Source organism: Cecembia lonarensis LW9 (genome assembly GCF_000298295.1).
In the GTDB taxonomy this organism is placed as follows: Bacteria; Bacteroidota; Bacteroidia; order Cytophagales; family Cyclobacteriaceae; genus Cecembia; species Cecembia lonarensis.
In genome coordinates, this window is sequence record NZ_AMGM01000042.1 from 17575 (window position 1) to 37317 (window position 19743).

At 41.7% G+C, this 19743-nt stretch carries 17 protein-coding genes; 9 read left to right on the plus strand and 8 right to left on the minus strand.

Translation table 11 applies throughout. The features are described 5' to 3' along the window. Positions 1–382 precede the first annotated feature (382 nt). A complete protein-coding gene (locus B879_RS12910; RefSeq protein WP_009185632.1) occupies positions 383–967 on the minus strand; it encodes a porin family protein in 585 nt (194 codons plus the stop codon). Positions 968–1138: 171 nt separating this feature from the next. On the opposite strand from B879_RS12910, the gene B879_RS12915 reads away from it, so the two are divergent. After that, on the plus strand, positions 1139–3796 hold the full coding sequence (locus B879_RS12915; protein ID WP_009185633.1) for a DUF5686 and carboxypeptidase regulatory-like domain-containing protein: 2658 nt from the start codon (positions 1139–1141) through the stop codon (positions 3794–3796). A gap of 159 nt (positions 3797–3955) precedes the next feature. On the opposite strand, the gene B879_RS12920 is transcribed toward B879_RS12915, so the two are convergent. Beyond that, the gene (locus B879_RS12920) at positions 3956–4369 is read right to left on the minus strand and encodes a GxxExxY protein (RefSeq protein ID WP_009185634.1); all 414 of its coding nucleotides are present in this window, start codon (positions 4367–4369) and stop codon (positions 3956–3958) included. 542 nt (positions 4370–4911) lie between these two features. Between B879_RS12920 and gldA the strand changes: the two genes are divergently transcribed. From gldA to dnaN, 4 genes are all read left to right on the plus strand, one after another. Then, positions 4912–5823: a gliding motility-associated ABC transporter ATP-binding subunit GldA gene (gene gldA, locus B879_RS12930; protein ID WP_009185636.1), complete on the plus strand. Its 912-nt coding sequence runs from the start codon at positions 4912–4914 to the stop codon at positions 5821–5823. 2 nt (positions 5824–5825) lie between these two features. Then, entirely contained in the window at positions 5826–6548 is a 723-nt protein-coding gene (gene gldF, locus B879_RS12935) for a gliding motility-associated ABC transporter permease subunit GldF (protein ID WP_009185637.1), read from the plus strand. Further along, entirely contained in the window at positions 6545–8224 is a 1680-nt protein-coding gene (gene gldG / locus B879_RS12940; protein ID WP_009185638.1) for a gliding motility-associated ABC transporter substrate-binding protein GldG, read from the plus strand. Before gldF ends, gldG begins: the two co-directional genes overlap by 4 nt. Before the next feature lie 144 nt (positions 8225–8368). Beyond that, a complete protein-coding gene (gene dnaN, locus B879_RS12945) occupies positions 8369–9493 on the plus strand; it encodes a DNA polymerase III subunit beta (protein WP_009185639.1) in 1125 nt (374 codons plus the stop codon). A gap of 359 nt (positions 9494–9852) precedes the next feature. Here the strand turns inward: dnaN and B879_RS12950 are convergent, their stop codons facing one another. The 4 genes from B879_RS12950 to B879_RS12965 form a co-directional block, all read right to left on the minus strand. Next, positions 9853–10905 carry a sialidase family protein gene (locus tag B879_RS12950; protein ID WP_009185640.1) on the minus strand — a complete coding sequence of 351 codons (1053 nt, stop codon included), beginning with the start codon at positions 10903–10905 and terminating at the stop codon, positions 9853–9855. A 167-nt stretch (positions 10906–11072) separates the two neighbouring features. Next, positions 11073–11660 (minus strand): anthranilate synthase component II, encoded by a 588-nt coding sequence (locus tag B879_RS12955; protein ID WP_009185641.1) that lies wholly within the window; start codon positions 11658–11660, stop codon positions 11073–11075. Next, the gene (locus B879_RS12960) at positions 11644–12189 is read right to left on the minus strand and encodes a CvpA family protein (protein WP_009185642.1); all 546 of its coding nucleotides are present in this window, start codon (positions 12187–12189) and stop codon (positions 11644–11646) included. The genes B879_RS12955 and B879_RS12960 overlap by 17 nt, the downstream gene beginning before the upstream one ends. Before the next feature lie 6 nt (positions 12190–12195). Beyond that, a complete protein-coding gene (locus B879_RS12965; protein WP_009185643.1) occupies positions 12196–12645 on the minus strand; it encodes a GatB/YqeY domain-containing protein in 450 nt (149 codons plus the stop codon). Positions 12646–12705: 60 nt separating this feature from the next. On the opposite strand from B879_RS12965, the gene B879_RS12970 reads away from it, so the two are divergent. The 4 genes from B879_RS12970 to B879_RS12985 all read left to right on the plus strand — a co-directional run bounded on the left by B879_RS12970 (position 12706) and on the right by B879_RS12985 (position 18057). Further along, positions 12706–13422: a pyridoxine 5'-phosphate synthase gene (locus B879_RS12970; protein WP_009185644.1), complete on the plus strand. Its 717-nt coding sequence runs from the start codon at positions 12706–12708 to the stop codon at positions 13420–13422. 93 nt (positions 13423–13515) lie between these two features. After that, entirely contained in the window at positions 13516–14577 is a 1062-nt protein-coding gene (gene rlmN / locus B879_RS12975) for a dual-specificity RNA methyltransferase RlmN (RefSeq protein ID WP_009185645.1), read from the plus strand. A 234-nt stretch (positions 14578–14811) separates the two neighbouring features. Then, positions 14812–17514 carry a TonB-dependent receptor plug domain-containing protein gene (locus B879_RS12980; protein WP_009185646.1) on the plus strand — a complete coding sequence of 901 codons (2703 nt, stop codon included), beginning with the start codon at positions 14812–14814 and terminating at the stop codon, positions 17512–17514. 66 nt (positions 17515–17580) lie between these two features. Further along, the gene (locus B879_RS12985; protein WP_040400638.1) at positions 17581–18057 is read left to right on the plus strand and encodes a hypothetical protein; all 477 of its coding nucleotides are present in this window, start codon (positions 17581–17583) and stop codon (positions 18055–18057) included. A gap of 23 nt (positions 18058–18080) precedes the next feature. Here the strand turns inward: B879_RS12985 and B879_RS12990 are convergent, their stop codons facing one another. Continuing rightward, positions 18081–19019 (minus strand): rhomboid family intramembrane serine protease, encoded by a 939-nt coding sequence (locus B879_RS12990; protein ID WP_009185648.1) that lies wholly within the window; start codon positions 19017–19019, stop codon positions 18081–18083. A 9-nt stretch (positions 19020–19028) separates the two neighbouring features. Then, complete coding sequence (locus B879_RS12995) at positions 19029–19742, minus strand: rhomboid family intramembrane serine protease (protein WP_009185649.1); 714 nt, start codon at positions 19740–19742, stop codon at positions 19029–19031. Position 19743 lies beyond the last annotated feature (1 nt).

Genomic DNA, 19743 nt, shown 5'->3' on the forward strand with positions numbered 1-19743 from the left:
GAAAAAAACGAAATGGTTTCTATAGTTAATTTCAAATCTAAAATCATTGTTTAAATTTAATTTTGCAAAATTTAACAATTGGCCTATGCCTGTTTTGAACTTAAACTTGTTAACAGAACATTGGTATTTTTTTTCAACTGATAAAAAATTAGCGCAATTAATATGAATTCCGTAACCGAAAACGTTTGAACTTTTCGAATAGTTAAAATTTTTCGTTTTTATTAAAAAAGTGAAAATCCAAATAAGATTTTACGGGCAAACCAGAGAAAGCTGAAAATATGGACATACAAGGAGATTTGTAATATTTTTCGCCTAAACATACTTTTATCCTCAATTCCCTACCAATTGTATCGACTTTACTGTAGTGCGGGCTTATGTATTTCTAAAAACTTTTATGAAAGGACAATTTAAATCCCCTATTGAATAAATTGTCATCTTTCGATATATTGGTTACCCCATGTTCATAGCTTAGCTGAACACCGAAGCCTTTTTTGATATTTATACCAAACCCCAAAACAGCAGCAAAATCAAATCCGAGCCATAAATCCGTCAATGCACCACCTTTTAAGGTGACCTTATTCCCTGGTTCTTCAAACACCAAGGCAGAATTCAATAGGAAGGAGGGTTGTGGCCCCACAAAAACATAAAAGGTTTCGCCTGTTCGCAACTTTAATAACAAAGGAAAATCCAGGTAATCATTCCTCAAGCCGATAGCTCCCGCTCCTATGATTGGACTAGTCGCACCTTTTCTCGCAAATTGGATACCGGGTTCAAAGACCAATTTATCAGACAGCTCCAACCCTACGAAAGCCCCGGCATGGAAACCAAACCTAAATTCATAAAAATTAAAATCGCCTCCACCAAAAGTGGTCAGACTAGGGCCCAACCTTATTCCAAATTCGGTTTGCTGGGCAAATGATAAATGCATGCTCATCAAAAAGACGGAAAGTAAAGTAAGTTTTTTCATGGTGCCTTTTTTTAGCAAACTATTAAATTATATGTTAAAAAAACTAAAAATATAAAAATATTTTTCTGAACCTTCACATTACTATTTATCTTCGAGCTCTTGTAACTTTATACCATTGATCAGCAAGATCATAAAGCATTCAAAAGGATTTCACACTTGATTTTTATTCAGATGATGCCTGCTAAGAAGCCATTTATTTTCACAATCACCTTTTTGCTTCTCCTGATTTTTACGCAAGCACTCCTAGCCCAAGGGATTAGAGGAAAAGTGCTCAACGAAAAAGGAGAACCACTGCCATTTGCTTCTATTTATATCAGGAATATTGGAGAAGGCATACCTGCCAATCAAAACGGGGAGTTTGAATTAAAGCTCAGGCCCGGGGCCTATGATGTAGTCGCCCAATACCTGGGCTTTGCCACAGAGGTAAAAACAGCCCTTGTGCAGGAAGGCTGGGTTACCCTTGATTTCACTTTGAAAGAACAGGTATATGCCCTACAGGAAGTCACGGTAAAAACCAACCAGGAAGATCCGGCATTGACCATTATGAGAAAAGCCATTTCAAAAGCCAAATTCCACAGGCTACAAGTGCAGGAATACAGCATGATGGTTTACTTAAAAGGCACAGGAAAACTGACCAATGCCCCCTTTTTCCTGAAAAAAGAGCTGGAAAAAGATGGTTTCAAACTCAATGAGGCCTATACCACGGAATCTGTTTCCCAAATCACCTTCCGCCAACCCAACACTGTCGAAGAAAAGGTCATCAGTATCCGGACCACTGGTGATGACAATAACATCTCCCCTGCTCCTTACATTGCGACGAGTTTTTACAACCCAAAAATCAATGAGGCGGTCTCTCCCCTTTCCCCTTCAGCATTTGCTTATTACCGATTTAAATACGAAGGTTCCTTTATAGAGGGAGATGTGATGATCAATAAGGTCAGGGTCACCCCTAGGTCAAGAGGAGAGCGGGTTTTTGAAGGACACATATATATCATAGAAAATTTATGGGCTATCCATAGCCTGGATTTGACCACTTCTCTTTTGGGATTTCAAATTGGCATCAAGCAACTCTATCAACCGGTAGCAGAAAATGTATGGATGCCCTCCACCCACACTTACACCTTTAGCGGAAAGATTTTTGGGTTTGCAGGTGAATACCAATACCTGGCCTCCACCAAAGATTACCAAATCACCCTCAACCCGGACCTATTGGTTGAAACCAAAATCATTGATGAAAAGGTAGATGAAGTCCCAAAAGATGTGGTAAAGTTGGATAAAAGCCTGAGTACCTTGGAACAAATGGCCCAAGCGGATCAAATGACCCGCAAGGATTTCCGGAAAATGGTCAATGCCTATGAAAAGGAGGCCCAAAAAGAAAGGGAGGACTTAGAAGTCGTATCGGAAAGAACCTATAATATTGACTCCATGGCAACCAAAAGAAGTTTGGATTACTGGGACAGCATAAGACCTATCAAACTCACGGAAGAGGAAATCAGAGGTTACCAAAGGGATGATAGCCTAGCGGTAGTAGAAGCTGCAAAAACCTCAGAAGTCGATACTGTGGCCAGAAAATCCAGAAGGAAATTCAGCCCGGGAGATATTCTGACCGGAGGGCGGTACTATTTTGGAAAAGGAAGGTCCGCAGGATTCCACAGCAATCTCACAAGGTTTTCCTTTAATACAGTAGAAGGTTTCAAGTTTGGTCTAGCAGGCTTTTACAGGATAGAAAAATCCACCAAAATGGCTGATTCTGTTACCAATCATGTCAGGTCATGGAACTTCAGGCCAGAGTTCAGGTATGGTTTTTCCAGTCAACAACCTTATGGCCAACTTGAAATAAGAAGATCCGTAACACAAGGCCCAAAAGCCCATAGCTTTGGTCTAACAGGTGGAAAATATATTTTTCAGTTTAATGCCGACAATCCTATCTCTGAACAAGTCAATGCCCTCTATTCCTTGTTCCTGAGGCAGAATTTCATGAAACTTTATGAACAGGATTTTATCAAGGGTTATTTCTACCAAAGGTTCAATGAATCCCTGACTTACCGGGGAAGCATTACCTACGCGCAAAGGACCCATTTGGAAAATAACAGTGATTACAGTTGGTATAACCGCCCTGAACGGGTGTATACCCCTAATCAACCGGACAATGTTGAATCGGAACCGGGAACATTTCAAGACCACAGGGCCTTTATTTGGCAAAACTCTATTGAATGGCGTCCCGGACTGAAATATAGCATCCGAAACGGGCGCAAACGGCCCATCTTTAGTTCTGCCCCATTGGTCAACCTGCATTACACCAAAGCTATACCTTCTTTGGCCAATGATCCCTTGGCCGCAGATTTTGATTGGCTGGAAGCAGGAATTGAGCACTTTTTTAATTTTGGGGTAAGCGGTAAACTGGATTTCAACCTAAAGGCAGGAAGTTTTTTGAACAACAACCGGGTTTACTTTATGGATTTCAAACATTTTGGGGGTAACAGGACCATTTTTGCCAATATGGGTGTAGCTGCCAATTACCGGTTTATGGATTATTACCGCTACAGTACCCAAACAGAATATGTCAGTGCCATTGTACATTACCAGTTTAGAAAATTCCTGTTGACCCAACTGCCCATGCTGCGTTTCTCAGGTGTCCGGGAAAACATTTTCTTCAACTACCTCAAAACACAAAATTCACCGCATTACTGGGAGTTGGGATACTCACTGGATAACCTTTTCCGCATCTTCAGGGTAGAGTTTGGTGCCGGTTTTGAAAATGGCGATTACCTCAGAAGTGGTGTCCGCTTCGGCATCGCCAGTTTTATCAATATCAGTTTTGATGACTAAAAAAATCAAAGCCTGAAAACTATATAAGATCAATATTTTAAACACAAAAGAACACAACAGTCACAAAAGTCCTTCCAGTCCCACACCCTCTTTGAATCACCTTTTTTTGTCCCCTTTTGTCTCTTTTCCCGATTTTCGGGACAGGTTGTGGTTCATAAATCAATCATCTAAATAAGTGAAGAAATCATTCACATACGTTCTTTGGCCTTCATGGTAAAGGTTGATAACATTAAAGTTATACATAATTCCTTTTGGGGACTTTAAGAGTTTCATGTAACTGATCAATTTAGCTTCAGCTATTGGTGGAATATCATCTAAAGCTTTTAACTCCACGGTGATCAAGTTTTCAACAAAAAAATCACATCTCAATTTTGATTCAATAGATAGGGCTTTGTATTCAATGGGAATCCTGAGTTCAGATTGAAAATGCAAACCTCTATGCTCCAGCTCGTAAGCAAAACACTGGTGATAAACGCTTTCCAACAATCCTGGCCCTAAGTTTTTGTGGACTTCAATTGCAGCGCCGTTAATTTTGTAAGTAAGGTCTTTAATGATGGATTTGGTAGGCTTCATAAAAATCAAAGTTTAAAGTCAATAAAATCACAAACCGTATAACTATAAAGTTATTAAAAATATTTCAAAAATTTAAACACAAAAGGACACAATAGTCACAAAAGCTATCTAGTCACCCAAACTCTTATGAACACCTCTCTTTTGTCTCCTTTTGTCACTTTTGTGGTTCATTATAATTCTTTGCCTGAAACATGCTCATATTTTTAAACACAAAAGAACACAACAGTCACAAAAGTCCTTCCGGTCCCACACCCTCTTTGAATCACCTTTTTTTGTCCCCTTTTGTCACTTTTGTGGTTCATTATAATTTTGTAGTTCATTATAATTCTTTGACCGAAACAAGTTCTTTTCCTGTCACAAATGCAATAAGTAAGAATTTGCAAAATCGGTTTCTGTGGCTTATATTAGCACTTGTAAGGTTTAATATCAATCGAGACAGACAGCTTTTGGCTGTACTTTCTTTCACAGGGGCTTCATTGAAGCCTTTTTTGGTTTTTAGACTTTCATATTTCTCCCTATTTTAGCCCCATAATTTGCACTGCATGTCCTTAGAAGTAATCCAACTGAGTAAAATATACGGGCAACAAAAAGCTTTAGACAACATTTCCTTTAAAGCAGAAAAGGGGCAGATCCTTGGCTTCTTGGGACCCAATGGAGCGGGAAAATCCACCACCATGAAAATTGCTACCGGCTACCTATTGCCTGATGAAGGAGATGTGAAAATCCATGGACTATCGGTTTTAGAAAAACCCAAAGCAACCAGCCGTATGGTTGGCTATCTACCAGAGCATAATCCCTTGTACCTCGACATGTATGTCAAAGAGTTTTTATCCTTTATTGGTGGACTTTACAGCATGTCCGGTAAAACCCTTCAATCCCGCATAGTGGAAATGATCACCTTATGTGGACTGGAAAGAGAGGCCCACAAAAAAATCGGTCAACTCTCCAAAGGCTATCGGCAGCGGGTAGGGCTGGCCAAAGCGCTGATCCATGACCCAAAGGTGATTATTCTAGATGAACCTACCACAGGACTCGATCCCAATCAGTTGGTCGAAATCAGGAAACTTATCAAGGACATCAGCCAGAACAAAACCCTTATCCTAAGCACCCATATCATGCAGGAAGTAGAAATGCTTTGCGACCAGGTGGTGATCATCAATAAGGGAAAAATCGTGGCTGCTGACCAATTGAAAAACCTGAAACAAGCTTCCGGAAAATCCATTTTGCTTTTAGAGGTTGAAGAAAAGTTGGAATTGGAATGGTTTACACCGATCGGAGAGGTTTCTTTTCAAAATAAGGAACAAACGGCCATTCAAATCGCAGTGAATGATAGCCCCGAAGGCCGAAAGCAAACCCTGCAAGTGCTTCAGAAAAAAGGACTCACCCTACTCAGCATTCAGGTGAAAGAGCGCAACCTGGAAAGTATTTTTCACCAAATCACCCAAAGTAGTTAACGATGCGTGCCTTATACTGGAAAGAAATTAATGGTTTTCTCAGCAACCTCAGCGGCTACCTGATACTTTCTGTCTTCCTGGTTTCCATAGGACTGATAGTATGGGTTTTTCCGGATACTTCGGTTTTGGAATATGGTTTCGCCGACCTGGAACCCCTTTTCTTTTATACCCCTTATGTTTTTTTGTTTTTAATTCCGGCCATCACCATGAAAATGATCGCTGAGGAAAAAAGGTCAGGAACCTGGGAACTGCTCATGACCTCACCCTTATCCATCAATAAAATCATCCTGGCCAAATACCTAGCGGCATTAAGCCTGATTGTTATCGCCCTGTTACCTACCTTGATCTATTACTTCAGCATGGTGGAATTAGGCGAGCCTCGAGGCAATATTGACCATGCAGGTTTTTTTGGCTCTTGGATAGGGCTATTCTTGATAGGGGCTGTTTTTGCCTCGATAGGCATCTTGGGGTCTTCCTTGACCTCTCACCAAATGGTGGCATTTGTTTGGGGTGTTTTCATCTGCTTCCTGATGTATTTTGGACTCACAGCTTTGGTACAGCTCAATATCATGAGTCCATTGGCACTCTTTTTAGAGGAACTCAGCTTGAGTTACCATTACCAGAGCATGGCGAGAGGTGTGATTGATGGCCAAAACCTAGGCTATTTCCTTATGATGATTGTCTTGATGTTGGGCCTAACCGGAATAATCATTAGAAAAAAATGAAAAAAGGAAAGCTTTCTCCCCAATCCAAAAAACTGCTCCTGCTATTCGGCAGCATCCTGTTGATTTGGGCCTTTGTAAAGATTTTTCCTTTCCGGCTTGACCTGACGGAAGAAAAGCGATTTAGCCTGCACCCGTCAAGTATTGCTGTGTTGGAAGCCTTACAGGAGCCTGTGGAAGTGGAAATATTACTTACCGGCCAACTTCCTGGAGGCATGCGCCGATTGCAGCGCTCGATAGAAGAGACAATCCGTACCTTCAATGCCTATAGTCCTTACAAAATCAGCTTTTATTATGAAGATCCACTCAACCTTCCTGCAGATATCCGTGAGGACTATATCGTAGGATTGGCTGAATACGGGATCAATCCCACCAATTTATTCATTACCGAAGATGGAGGACAAAAAACACGATTGATCTTCCCGGGAGTAGTGGTAAGAAATGAGGCTTATGAAACAGGAGCCCTTTTACTTCAGGGGGAAAGGGGTATGGGGCCAGATGAAAAGCTGAACCTCTCCATAGAAAACCTGGAGTATGAACTGATTCAGGCCATTAGGAAAATCAGTACAGAAAAGGTGTTTTCCATTGGTATGACCATAGGCAAAGGAGAGATGGAGGAAGATGATGGTTTTGGCGTCGTAGAAGCACTGGTTGACCTTCATGAAGTCTTCAAAATACCCCTAGAACAGGCCTCCAAGCCAGAGGACCTAGATCCTTTTGATATAATTATTGTCGCAGGACCAAAGGAAAGTTTTTCTGATAAAGAAATTTACATCCTGGATCAATACCTGATGAAAGGCGGCAAGCTCATAATTCTTGTGGATGCCTTGGACTATGACATGGCAAAAGCTGGTGGAGACGGCACGGTGGCTTTGCCTTTAGAACATGGTTTGGATCAATTGCTTTTCAGGTATGGCATAAGGATCAACAGGGACTTCATTCAGGACCTGAACTTTGGTTACCACCCTGTGGTAGCAGGTTACTTTGGTGACGAGGAGCAAATCATTCCTTTGCCATGGCCTTTTTACATCGCTGCAGGCCGTATGGCTTCACATCCTATCACCAAAGGACTTGACCAGGTGATGTTCCGCTTCAGTAGTTCATTGGATACAGTTAAAGCAGATGGCGTAGTAAAAACTCCCTTAATTTTTGGTTCGGAGTATAGTAGAAAATTAACAGCACCCGTAAGGATTGCCTTTGAGGATATGGCCAAAGAACCCGATATGGAAGCATTTGGTCTGAGCAATTTACCCTTGCTTTATTTGTTGGAAGGGCGTTTCAACTCCTTGTTCAGAAACAGGTTCCTTCCAGATGGGGTTGACCGCAGCACCTACCAGGAAATATCTGAAGATGGAAAAGTCTTAGTCGCCGCTACCAGTAAACTATTTAAGAGCCAAAAGAGCTTTATGGACGGCAATCCTTTACCTATTGGGGAAGATCCATTTAATAATACGCAATATGCCAATAGACAGCTACTGCAGAATGCTGTAAATTATCTATTGGAGCCGGACGGCATCATGGCTACCCGTACCAAAACCCTTCAGATCAGGCCTTTAAACAAGTTAAAAGTCAGAGAGGAAAAAGTGAAATGGCAATTGATCAATACCATTGCCCCGGTAACTTTCTTTATCTTTTTGGGCTTGCTATGGGCCTATTTTAGGAAAAAGAGATTTTCATGATCTGTCGTAAAAAAACAAAGGTGACAGACTTTTGCTTTAACCTTTGATTATTTGAAGGATTTTTAAGGCCAAAAGGCTGCTTTTATAATTTTATTTATAAATTTACCCTGTTCAAATTACAGCAAAAACATAAGCCCTTTCTATATGAAATTTATTGTTTCTTCTTCTGCTCTTTTGAAGCAGCTTTCTGCCATCAACGGCGTAGTGACCACCAACCCAGTAGTTCCAATTTTAGAAAACTTTCTTTTTGAAATTAAAGATGGAAAACTGACGATCACTGCCTCTGACCTGCAGACTTCTATGATGACTGAAATCGAGGTAGAAGCTAAAGAAGACGGTAACATTGCAGTTCCTGCAAAAATACTGATCGAAACACTTAAAAATCTACCCGAGCAACCGGTTACATTCAGTATTGACCATGATACATATAGCATAGAAATCAGTTCAGATAATGGCCGTTATAAACTGGCGGGTGAAAATGCGACCGATTTTCCAAAAATTGCAGCTGTTACAAATGCCACGGCAGTGGATATGTCCACAGAGGTGCTGAGTTCTGCAATTAGCAATACCATCTTTGCTACAAGTAATGATGAATTGAGGCCTGCCATGACTGGGGTATACATCAACCTGAGTGCCACTAATGCTACATTCGTAGCTACAGATGGGCACAGACTTGTCAGGTACAGGAGGGTAGATGTCGCTTCTGCTGATGCGGCAAGCTTAATTATTCCAAGAAAAGCGCTCAACTTATTGAAGTCTACCCTTCCGTCTGAGAATGTTCCTGTTACTGTAGAATTCAATAGCTCCAATGCGTATTTCAAGTTTAACAGTATCAAAATGATCTGTAGATTGATTGATGAGCGCTTTCCGGACTACGAAAATGTCATCCCCGTTGACAATCCCAATCATATGACCATCGATAGATTGGACTTTTTGGGCTCTCTCAGAAGGATTGCCATCTATGCCAATAAGACCACCCATCAGGTGAGACTGAAATTGACAGGCAGTGAGCTACAGGTTTCTGCAGAGGACTTAGACTTTTCCAATGAAGCCAATGAAAGACTTTCCTGCGAGCATGATGGAGAGGATATTGAAATCGGTTTCAACGCCAAATTCTTGGTCGAAATGTTGAATAACCTAGATTGCAAGCAAGTCACTTTACAATTCTCTGCACCAAACCGTGCAGGCTTGATCGTACCTTCAGACACCTCAGAAAATGAGGATATCCTGATGTTGGTGATGCCGGTGATGTTGAATAATTACGTTTGATATTTAGAAACAAGAACCAAGATCCAAGAGTAAAGAGCATCGAAGTTTAAAGAAGAAATCAGAACTTGATTGATTCAGGAAAATAGGTATTTATAGTACTAAGTACCAAGATTTGATAAAAAAATAGGCTGTCTCATAAATCGGGACAGCCTATTTTTTTTATTTGGGCAGGGCCCAATAGCCACACATCAGGGTTTTCGTTTAGCCAATAATACTTCCTTTTTTGCCTTTTGCCACTTCGACAAGCTTGGTTCGACATGCTCACCACATCGCAGTGCATCGCTTTTGCCTTGGCTCTTTTTCCCTTTACAATCTGGCCCCCTAACCGTTAACCATTAACACTTAACCTTTAACCCTAATTACATCCTAATCTTCACAAAACGGATATTGGTTCTGTTCCAAGTATAGCACAAAACCAAATGCCCTGCTTCATAAAGCAAGGAAGGATAGGAAAACTCGTTGCCCTCTTTCCCAACTTCAATATCTATTTTAAATGGCCAAGAATCCCCATTATCCTCTGAAATGGCCAAGGTCATGGGGTATCTGGATCCCCAGTTTTTTCCTACAGGGTTATAGGCCAACGCCAAGGACTTTCCTCCCATATGGGCCACATCTATCCCCGAATTATTATTGGGAAGGTCAGTCAAGTACACCGGAGACCAAGTTTCCCCGTAATCATTGGAATCAGACCTGCCAATTTTTCCCGTCGATGTCCGCAAGAGCATATGTACCTGACCCGGACATGATTCCCATAAAGCTGGCTGTATCACCCCCTCTCCATTAATCAACTGCCGGTCAAGCTCAAGTGTGTCAGATTTGACCCAAGTCTTGCCATAGTCCGAAGAAGCATCCACAAAAGCATTCCAAACCCTGTTCTTTTCAATAGATGCGGGGGCCAACCAAGTTCCATTGGATAAGACGAGGACGTGGTTCCTAACGGGTCCTCTGCCACCCTGATCACCTGGCATAAGTTCTTCGGGATTTGACCAGGTATTGCCCAAATCATCAGAATGGATGTACCATGTTTCCCAATCGTCTATCTCTTTACCTACTTTGAAGTAAAGAAACAGTCTTCCTGCAGGATTTTGGAAAAGAACGGGATTCCAATGCGCATCATTTCTTACTTTGACCAATAGTTTGGGGAAAGACCAATTGCCAGGCCGCCCCTGGGCCATCCAAATGCCTACATCATCATTCTTTTCGTGGGTTCCCGCAAACCAAACCATCATATACCGACCATCCCCTAATACTTCAATGGAAGAAGCATGACACTGTTCAAAAGGCATTTCTCCCTCAAAAACAAACTCAAAATGCTCAATTCCGGGAACCACTTTACCAACAGAATCCGATTGGGCAAAAGCATGGGAGATGCAAATAAAAAAAGGGAAATAAAGAAGCAGCGTATTTTTCATGTGTGTCGAAGTTTATGTTAAAAATAGAGAAAATCAAACGCTTAATCAATGCAGATAACTGAATGCGTCACCCTGTGAATTTAAAATTTGGTATTTACAGAGGAGAGAATGACATCTTGTTTTCCCCGTCATTCTGAGAATTCAACATTTTCCTAAATGTTGAATTCTCAGAAGTAAATTTTCACCTTATATGCCAGACACTCCTTCCACCAATTATCCAAAATTTCCAGGCCAAACTCAGTAAGGTAAGCCTCAGGATGGTATTGTATGCCCATAATGGGAAGCTGATGATGGGAAAAAGCCATTACTTCACCCCGATCAGTTTCCAATAATACTTCCAATTCCTGAGGAAGGTTCCTGATCTCAAGGGAATGGTATCGGGTCACATGGAATTGATGCGGTAATCTTCCCAGATAAGGATGTGCTCGTTTTTGAAAAACCTGATGGACTTTCCCATGCACCGGCTGCTGCCCTTTGACCAAAGAAGCCCCAAAAAACTGCCCCAATGCCTGATGCCCTAGGCAGATACCCAAAACCGGAATTTCATACACGTATTGCTCTAAAATAGTCATCAAGTTGCCCGCTTTATCAGGTGTTTCAGGGCCAGGAGACAAAACCAAGGCTTCCCATTCCCGGTCCAATAAAGTGGTAGGATCTACGTCGTTACGGACAATATGCAGCTCCATCCCCAACTGACGCAGGTAATCGGCCAACATATGGGAAAAGGAATCAAAATTATTAATCAGCAGTACCATCAGCACTTAAATTTACCAAAGTTTGTATGGACTGTACAGTTTTGGAAATGATCGGCGTATAATCATCCAGAAAACTGATTACAACCGGTGCCAAAGGTTGAATGATAGGATAAGACTTGGAATCTGCCGTCCACTCTTCTGTGATTTTAAACTCAAGGGAATCCGCTATCCATAAGAAAAAACTCAGAATGAAGGCAGTTTTCAAAACACCCAAAACACCTCCGGCCATATTGTCAACTGATCCCAAAATGGTAAAGTCCAAAGTCTTCTTGACCAAAAAGGCCAAAGCTCTGATGATGAGAACTACCCCCAAAAATATCATGATGAATGCAACAAAGGGTAACACAAAGGTCAGTTCCGTGACATGTTGGGCAAGTTGCTGGGCTCCCCAATCCATAAAATGAAAAGCCAAAATCAGCGCAACGATAAAAGCGACTACAGACAGAATGCTGATAAAAAACCCCTGTTTGTAGCCGCTGTAGGCTCCAATGGCCAAAAAAACCAATATGAATATATCTATTACTTCCAATACAACTTATGCCAGCAATGCTTTGACCTTTTGGGAAATCAACTTCCCGTCTGCTTTACCCGCCAAAACTTTGGTCGCAGCCCCCATCACTTTACCCATGTCTTTGGGCCCTTCTGCCCCGACTTCTGCAATTATTTTTCTAAGCGCTGCATCAAGCTCTTCTTCAGAAAGCTGCTTTGGCAAAAATTCATTGATAATTTCCAACTCAGCCATTTCTACTGCGAACAAATCCTCTCTGTTCTGCTCCTTATAAATACCAGCAGAGTCTTTCCTTTGCTTTGCTGCTTTGGTCAACAGTTTCAGTTCCTCCTCTTGGGAAATTCCACCGGTAGCACCTCCTTTGGTTTCTTCCAACAAAATCAGGGATTTAATGGCCCTTAAGGCCCTTAACCTGTCCTTGTCTTTGGCCAACATGGCTTTTTTAATTTCACTTTCTACACTTGCCTTTAAACTCATTGTCTTGTTCTTTGTGTTATAGGTGTAAATTTGTACAAAAATACCCTATAATTTAGGAAAATGACCAAACTCAGTGTAAATATTAATAAAATCGCCACCCTGCGAAATGCACGTGGCGGTAACAACCCCAATGTGGTAAAAGTGGCACTGGACTGCGAGCGCTTTGGGGCTCAGGGCATCACTGTTCACCCAAGACCCGACGAAAGACATATCCGGTACCAAGATGTTTTGGATTTAGCTCCTGTACTTCATACGGAGTTTAATATTGAAGGCTATCCTGATAAACGCTACATGGAGCTTATCAAAAAGGTAAAGCCTATCCAAGCTACTTTGGTCCCTGATCCACCGGATGCCATCACTTCCAACAGTGGCTGGGACACCATCACCCATCAGGAATTCTTGAAGGACATCGTAGCAGAATTGAAAGAAACTGGCACTAGGGTCTCTATTTTTATCAACCCGGATCCTAAGTTTTTTGAACCCGCTAAGACAATAGGGACTGATAGGGTGGAATTGTATACTGAACCTTATGCTACTTTATATCCTACAGATAAAGAAAAGGCAGTAAAACCCTATGTGGAAGTGGCTCACTTGGCCAAGGAATTGGGCTTGGGTCTCAACGCAGGACATGACCTGGACCTGCACAACCTCAAATTCCTAAAAGAAAGCATACCCTTTTTGGACGAGGTGTCAATCGGACATGCCTTGGTATGTGATGCCCTTTACTATGGATTGGAAAACACCATTCAGATGTACCGCAGGCAACTGGACCTGTAATAGCCTAATTATGGTTTAAACCGAATTATGCATTAGGTTTCGTAATAGAAGCTCTAGTGCATATTTCGGGTTAAATTTACTTACCTTTGTACCATGGAAAGTACCGAAAAAAAAGACATCAGAAAATTAAGCCTGGCGGAGCTTGAAACGTTTTTTATCGAACAAGGAGATAAAAAATTCCGGGCCAAGCAGGTTTATGACTGGCTTTGGAACAAGTCCCTCAAGAATTTTGATGACATGAGCAATATTTCTAAGGAAACCAGAGAAATGCTCAAGCAGAACTTTTCCATCAATCACGTCAAGGTAGACCTGATGCAGCATTCAGCGGACGGCACCATAAAAAATGCGGTCAAGTTGTTTGACCATAAAATCGTAGAGTCGGTTTTGATTCCTACAGAAAAAAGAATCACCGCTTGCGTGTCTTCCCAAGTTGGTTGTAGCCTTGACTGTAATTTTTGTGCCACGGCCCGATTAAAAAGAATGCGTAACCTCAACCCTGATGAGATCTACGATCAGGTAGTGGCCATCAAAGAAGAAGCTGAAACCTATTTCAATCGCCCACTGACCAATATCGTATTTATGGGTATGGGGGAACCTTTGCTTAACTACAACAATGTCATCGAGGCCATAGATAAAATCACCGCACCAGAAGGCTTGGGAATGGCTCCCAGAAGAATCACCTTGTCCACCGTAGGTATACCTAAAATGATCAAAAAAATGGCAGATGATGAGGTAAAGTTCAATTTGGCCATTTCCCTCCACTCAGCCATTAATGAAACCAGAAGCAGACTGATGCCCATTAATGAAGTCAACCCCTTGGAAGATTTGGCGGAAGCCTTAAAGTACTGGTACCAAAAAACTAAGAGAAAAGTCACTTATGAATATGTTATCTGGGAAGGCATCAATGACGATGAAAAACATGCCAAAGCACTGGCCAAATTCTGTAAAATCATCCCTTCAAAAGTAAATATCATCCAATATAACCCCATAGATGATGGCGAATTCAGGCAAGCTTCCCAAGAAGCAGTAGACATGTATGTCCGGGTACTGGAAGACCAAGGCATCATTGCAAAGGTCAGAAAATCCAGAGGACAAGACATTGACGCCGCCTGCGGTCAATTGGCCAATAAAAACGAAGTGGCCCAAATTCAATAATATCCTGAATACCTTATTAGGTAGCAAACTTTAAGCAGACCCAAATAAAGATTTCCCCTAGATTAATCTCCCTATTTTTTTGTATATTCTAATTTAATAGTTATTCTTGTTTGTGAAAAAATTTGAGGGGCAGCCCTCCTTTTTTTTTGCCAAAATAATAAAAACTAAATTTTCCATTGTTCGTTTTAAAAAAGCACACGAACTACTAGTTTAACTTAATTAAAATTGTTTTCAATGAAGAAAGTACCGTACATTATTCTTTTGCTCTTAATTCCATTTACTTACCTTTTCACATCATTTCAAAAAAAACCGGGGATCAATGAGCTGACTGAAAAAATAATCTCCATGATGGCGTATTATGTGGATGAAATCCCGGAGGAAAAAGTTTTTCTACACTTGGACAAAAACCTTTATGCTGCTGGAGATAACATTTGGTTCTCCGCTTTTCTTACTGCAGGAAGTCCTGATGTCCCATCTCCTCTTAGCAAAGTGCTTTATGTTGATCTTCTTGACAATAATGGTAACCTCCTCCAACAAAAAACAATAAGAATGGAGGAGGGGCATGGGTTTGGAGACATAAAACTCGATCCATTTACCAGAGAAGGATTATACCATATCAAAGCCTATTCCTATTGGCTGAAAGGATTTGGAGATGAGGCGGTTTTCCAGACAAGTATTCAAGTCATGGACCCTTATAACCTGAAATTTCAGCCTGAGGTAAGCTTTTCTTTAAAAGAAGAAGGTTTGAAAGTAAGATACACTGCTGAAATAAGGGCTGTTAACAACGCCCTTCAGGCTTTAGCAGGGGAGAATCTTAAATATGAGCTCCTTAACAGGGAAAAGGTCTTACAATCTGGAAATTTCGAACTTGACGCAGAGGGTAAACATTTCTTGTCCTTTGACCTTCAGGCAGATGAACTCAAGCAGGTAATGGCCTTGCAATTGATCCAAGAAGAAAATGAAGCCTACAGCATTTCCAGAAAATTTATTCTCCCTTTCCCAAGTTCCAGCTTGGATGTACAGTTTTTGCCTGAAGGAGGAGACCTGATCGCAGGTTTCAACAATAAAGTAGCAGTACGAGCCATATATCCTGATGGGTCGCCAATACAACTTAAGGGAAGAATATTGTCCGAAGACAATGAAATTACTTTTGAAACCAATGCTTCCGGTTTGGGACAATTCACCATTAATCCAAGCCTCGATAATAAAATCGGAGTAGAATTGGAAAGTAGTGCTGGGAAGTTTATCAAGCCACTTGGGGAAGTAAAATCCAAAGGCATCAACCTGGCTGTAGACAATTCCAACCCCAACTTACTCAATGTGCTTATTCAGGCCAAAGACTTTTTAGATATTTCACCGAGCGGAGAAGCTTTACTGGTTATTCATGCAAGGGGCCGGATAGGCTACATGCAAGTATTGGACTTACGGAATGGCGTAACCGGAGCAAGGGTCAATAAAAGTCAACTACCCAATGGAATCAATCAGGTGACAGTTTTCGAACCGGACGGTACGCCTATGGCGGAAAGATTGGCCTATATAGCTTTAGAACAAAATATAAATCTTGAATTGGAAGCAACAGAAGTTAATACTCGGCCAAGGGGTAAAAACTCCTGGAAACTGCATATAAGTGGTGAAGCTTTTGAAGGAGGCAACTATTCTATAGCTATCGTTGATGCCACCGAACTGCCGGGAGAGATAAACTCTAATATCATTTCCTACCTTAAGTTAGAATCAGAGCTTAAAGGGACCATCCATCAACCCAAACAGTTTTTCGGCAGTACCCGAGACGACGCAGGAATTGACCTCGTCATGCTTACCCATGGGTGGAGAAGATTCAACTGGCAAGATGTACTTGATGGCAAAATAGAAAACAAGAACTTCATTGAGCAAGGAATCAATATCACTGGCCAAATTACCCCAAAAAATGAAGGCAGAAGAGGGTTGACAGGCGGTCTTATCAACGTCTTTTCCAAAGGATCAACTGAGGATTTCTTAGCTGTTGAATTTGGAGAAAACGGGAAGTTCATCATAGATGACCTCGAATTTCAGGATACTACCTTATTGACCTTATCTGCCAATGACAGAAGACACAAGGAGCTGGTGAATCTAGCATTAGATCCACCGCTTTCTAAATATGCAAACTGGCCTGGTTTTAACCCTAAAATCGACCAATTTCAAATCTCACCTTCAGTCAGGGAATACCTCATCACCGCAGATAAGCGAAAAACTGCCGAGGCTTCCTATGGAGATGTCGGAGAAATCCAGATCGATGAATTTGTATTGGAGAGTCAGAAATTTGACCCTCTAGAGGAGCAGATTACCCGCATGTACGGGAAAGGGGATGCATCATTAACTCCCTCAGACATCGGTGGATTTGAGGCTTTCAGGGATATTTGGGAACTCCTTCAGGGAAGGTTTGCTGGTGTAAGGATCATCCCCGATCCATTATCGGGCGCCCCTTCCATCCGTATCCGCGGTGTGGGCTCTGTACAGGCAGGCACACAACCTTTAATCCTATTGGACAATGTGCCCATTGATGCCAGCTTTGCAAGTTCTATCCCACCCAGAGATTTGGCTGCAGTAGAGATCTTTAAAGATGCCGCAACTTTGGCAGTCTTTGGCGCAGGGGGTGCGAATGGAGCCATTGCCTTATATAGCAAACGTGGGGCAGGTATGGAGTCTGTTGGGGATGGAGTTCTCAATGTAAGGTTCCCGGGTTACTCCGTATCTAAGGAATTTTACATCCCAAGCTATAATAAAGAAAATTCTCCGGCTCCTGATTACAGAACCACCCTTTACTGGAATCCAAGAATCCAATGGACTGACAACAGTGCCAACATTGAATTCTTCAACAATGATGTGGTTCAAAAATTTAAAGTGGTCGTTCAGGGAATGGACCGTTTTGGTAGGTTGAGCTACCTGGAACAGGAGTTGTAAATCCTTAGAAAAGTTCCTCAAATCCCTAAGCCTTTTGGAGGTTTAGGGATTTTTTTATATTTGCTTATGAAAAAATTCATTTTTGCCCTACTCTTTACTTGGATAACGGGGCTTAGTATGGCCCAGGAACAAGGAGATTTCAGGATTCAGATTGGTCCTGACTACAAATTACAAATCAACGACTTGGGCGCCCATGCAGGACTTGAATACCTATTTGTGGATAGGTTTTCCTTGGCTCCGAGCTTTACCTATTGGTTCCCAGACTTCGGAAGAAGTTTTAACTTGAATATGGACTTGCGGTATTACCTCACCGAGGGGGTTTCGCAAATATATGTATTGGGAGGATACAACAACCTTTGGATAAATGCACAACCTGGCTTACCCGGAACTACCCTTTCACGGGCAGGAGGAAATTTTGGATTAGGTGCTTTTTTGGATGTGGCTGCAAATTTTGGATTAAATACTGAATTTAAGATCCAAAGTCAAAATACCCGACAACCTGTTTTGCGGGTCGGGTTGGTATTCAAGGTCGGGGGATACTGATAGGAACCAAACAGCTATAATACCTACTTCTTGCTGAATTCGAATAGCTTACGTTTTTCTTCTTTGCTCAAGCCATCATAGCCCTTTTCAGCAATTTTATCAAGAATCAGGTCTATCTCTTCCTGACTTGGCGCTCCGGAAGTACTAGGACTGCTTGTAGGCTTGGCATTGGCCTTTTCTGATTTATAATTCTCAGTAGTTGAGTAGGTTTTCTTACGGCGATAAGAAACCCTAACTTTCGGTTTTTTTTCAAGTAATTTTTCAAAAAATATGCCTATCGCCTGAATGGCTCGTCCCCAATCTTTTCCTTTGCGAAGTTGGGTGACATAAAAATACCCCATTGCCGCACCGCCTAAGTGGGCCAACTCTCCCCCTGCATTGCTTCCTGCTGAGTTCACAAAAGCAATCACCACATAAAAAATGGCGATGTATTTTATTTTGACAGGGCCAAGCAATAAGAGTTGAAAGGTAGTATTTGGCGCCAAAGTGGCTGCACCAACAACCACCGCATAGACCCCAGCACTAGCCCCAAGCATTTTGGCAAAAGGCAAAACCTCGGAAAAATGCGGTGAAATATTGTACATCAACACATAAAGGACTGCTCCTGCTAAGCCGCCAAGTATATACAAATTGGCCAGCTTCCTACTGCCTAGGTACTGGTCTACCAATAACCCGAACCAATACAGGAACAACATATTGAAGAGGATATGAAAGAGTCCTTCATGGAAAAACATATAAGTAAGGATGGACCAGGGCTGAACAATGTATACGCTCAAATCCGCAGGCATCATCAAAAATCCCCTAAAGCTTTCATACAGGTTTCCTGCACCAGAAAAGGTGAAGAAAACCCTAATAACCACCATCACAAAAAAGACCAGAATATTGATGGCCAATATCTTATACAGGCTATTGTTACTATGCCTGAATGCATTCCTCAAATTGTCCCAGAATCCTCCGTACATATTTTTGTCTTAATAGAAACTCTTTCTGTCTTTTCTCCAAAACCAAATCAGACCAGCCCCGATTACCAATCCACTCAAATGGGCAAAATGGGCTACGTTGTCCATTGGGTTGTTATAAATTACGTTATAAACTGTGTAAAGGCCATAAAAGAAGACCAAATATTTGGCTTTCACCGGCATAGGTGGAAACAATAAAAACAGCTGGGTGTTTGGAAACAGCATGGCAAATGCAATCAAAACCCCAAATAATGCCCCTGAAGCACCTACCATAGGTACATTGGACTGCATTTCACGGACAGTTATCAAATTGTCCTTGGCACGCTGTATCAAATTGGAATTTTCAGGATCCCTGCTGTAAGCATCTATAAAATCATATACCCCTGACTTGAAAAAAGCAGGATGATCTTTGACAAATGCACTGAATCCCTCCGGACTGGGATTACCGTAGAATTCGCTTATGGTATTATCCATTTGACCCATACGGTATGCGGTATATCCGGAGTAAAGTAAACCGGAACCTACTCCGCATACCAGCCATAGGGTCAAAAGCTTTTTAGGGCCAAGAAATTGTTCCAATAAAGGCCCAAAGATGAACAGCCCAAACATATTGCTGAAGAGGTGCCAACCGTCAGCATGCATGAACATGTAGGTCAAAAACTGGGTCGGCATGAACCTGTTGCTATGGATATAATAAAGCGCAAAAAAAGCCTTAAGCTGAGGCATT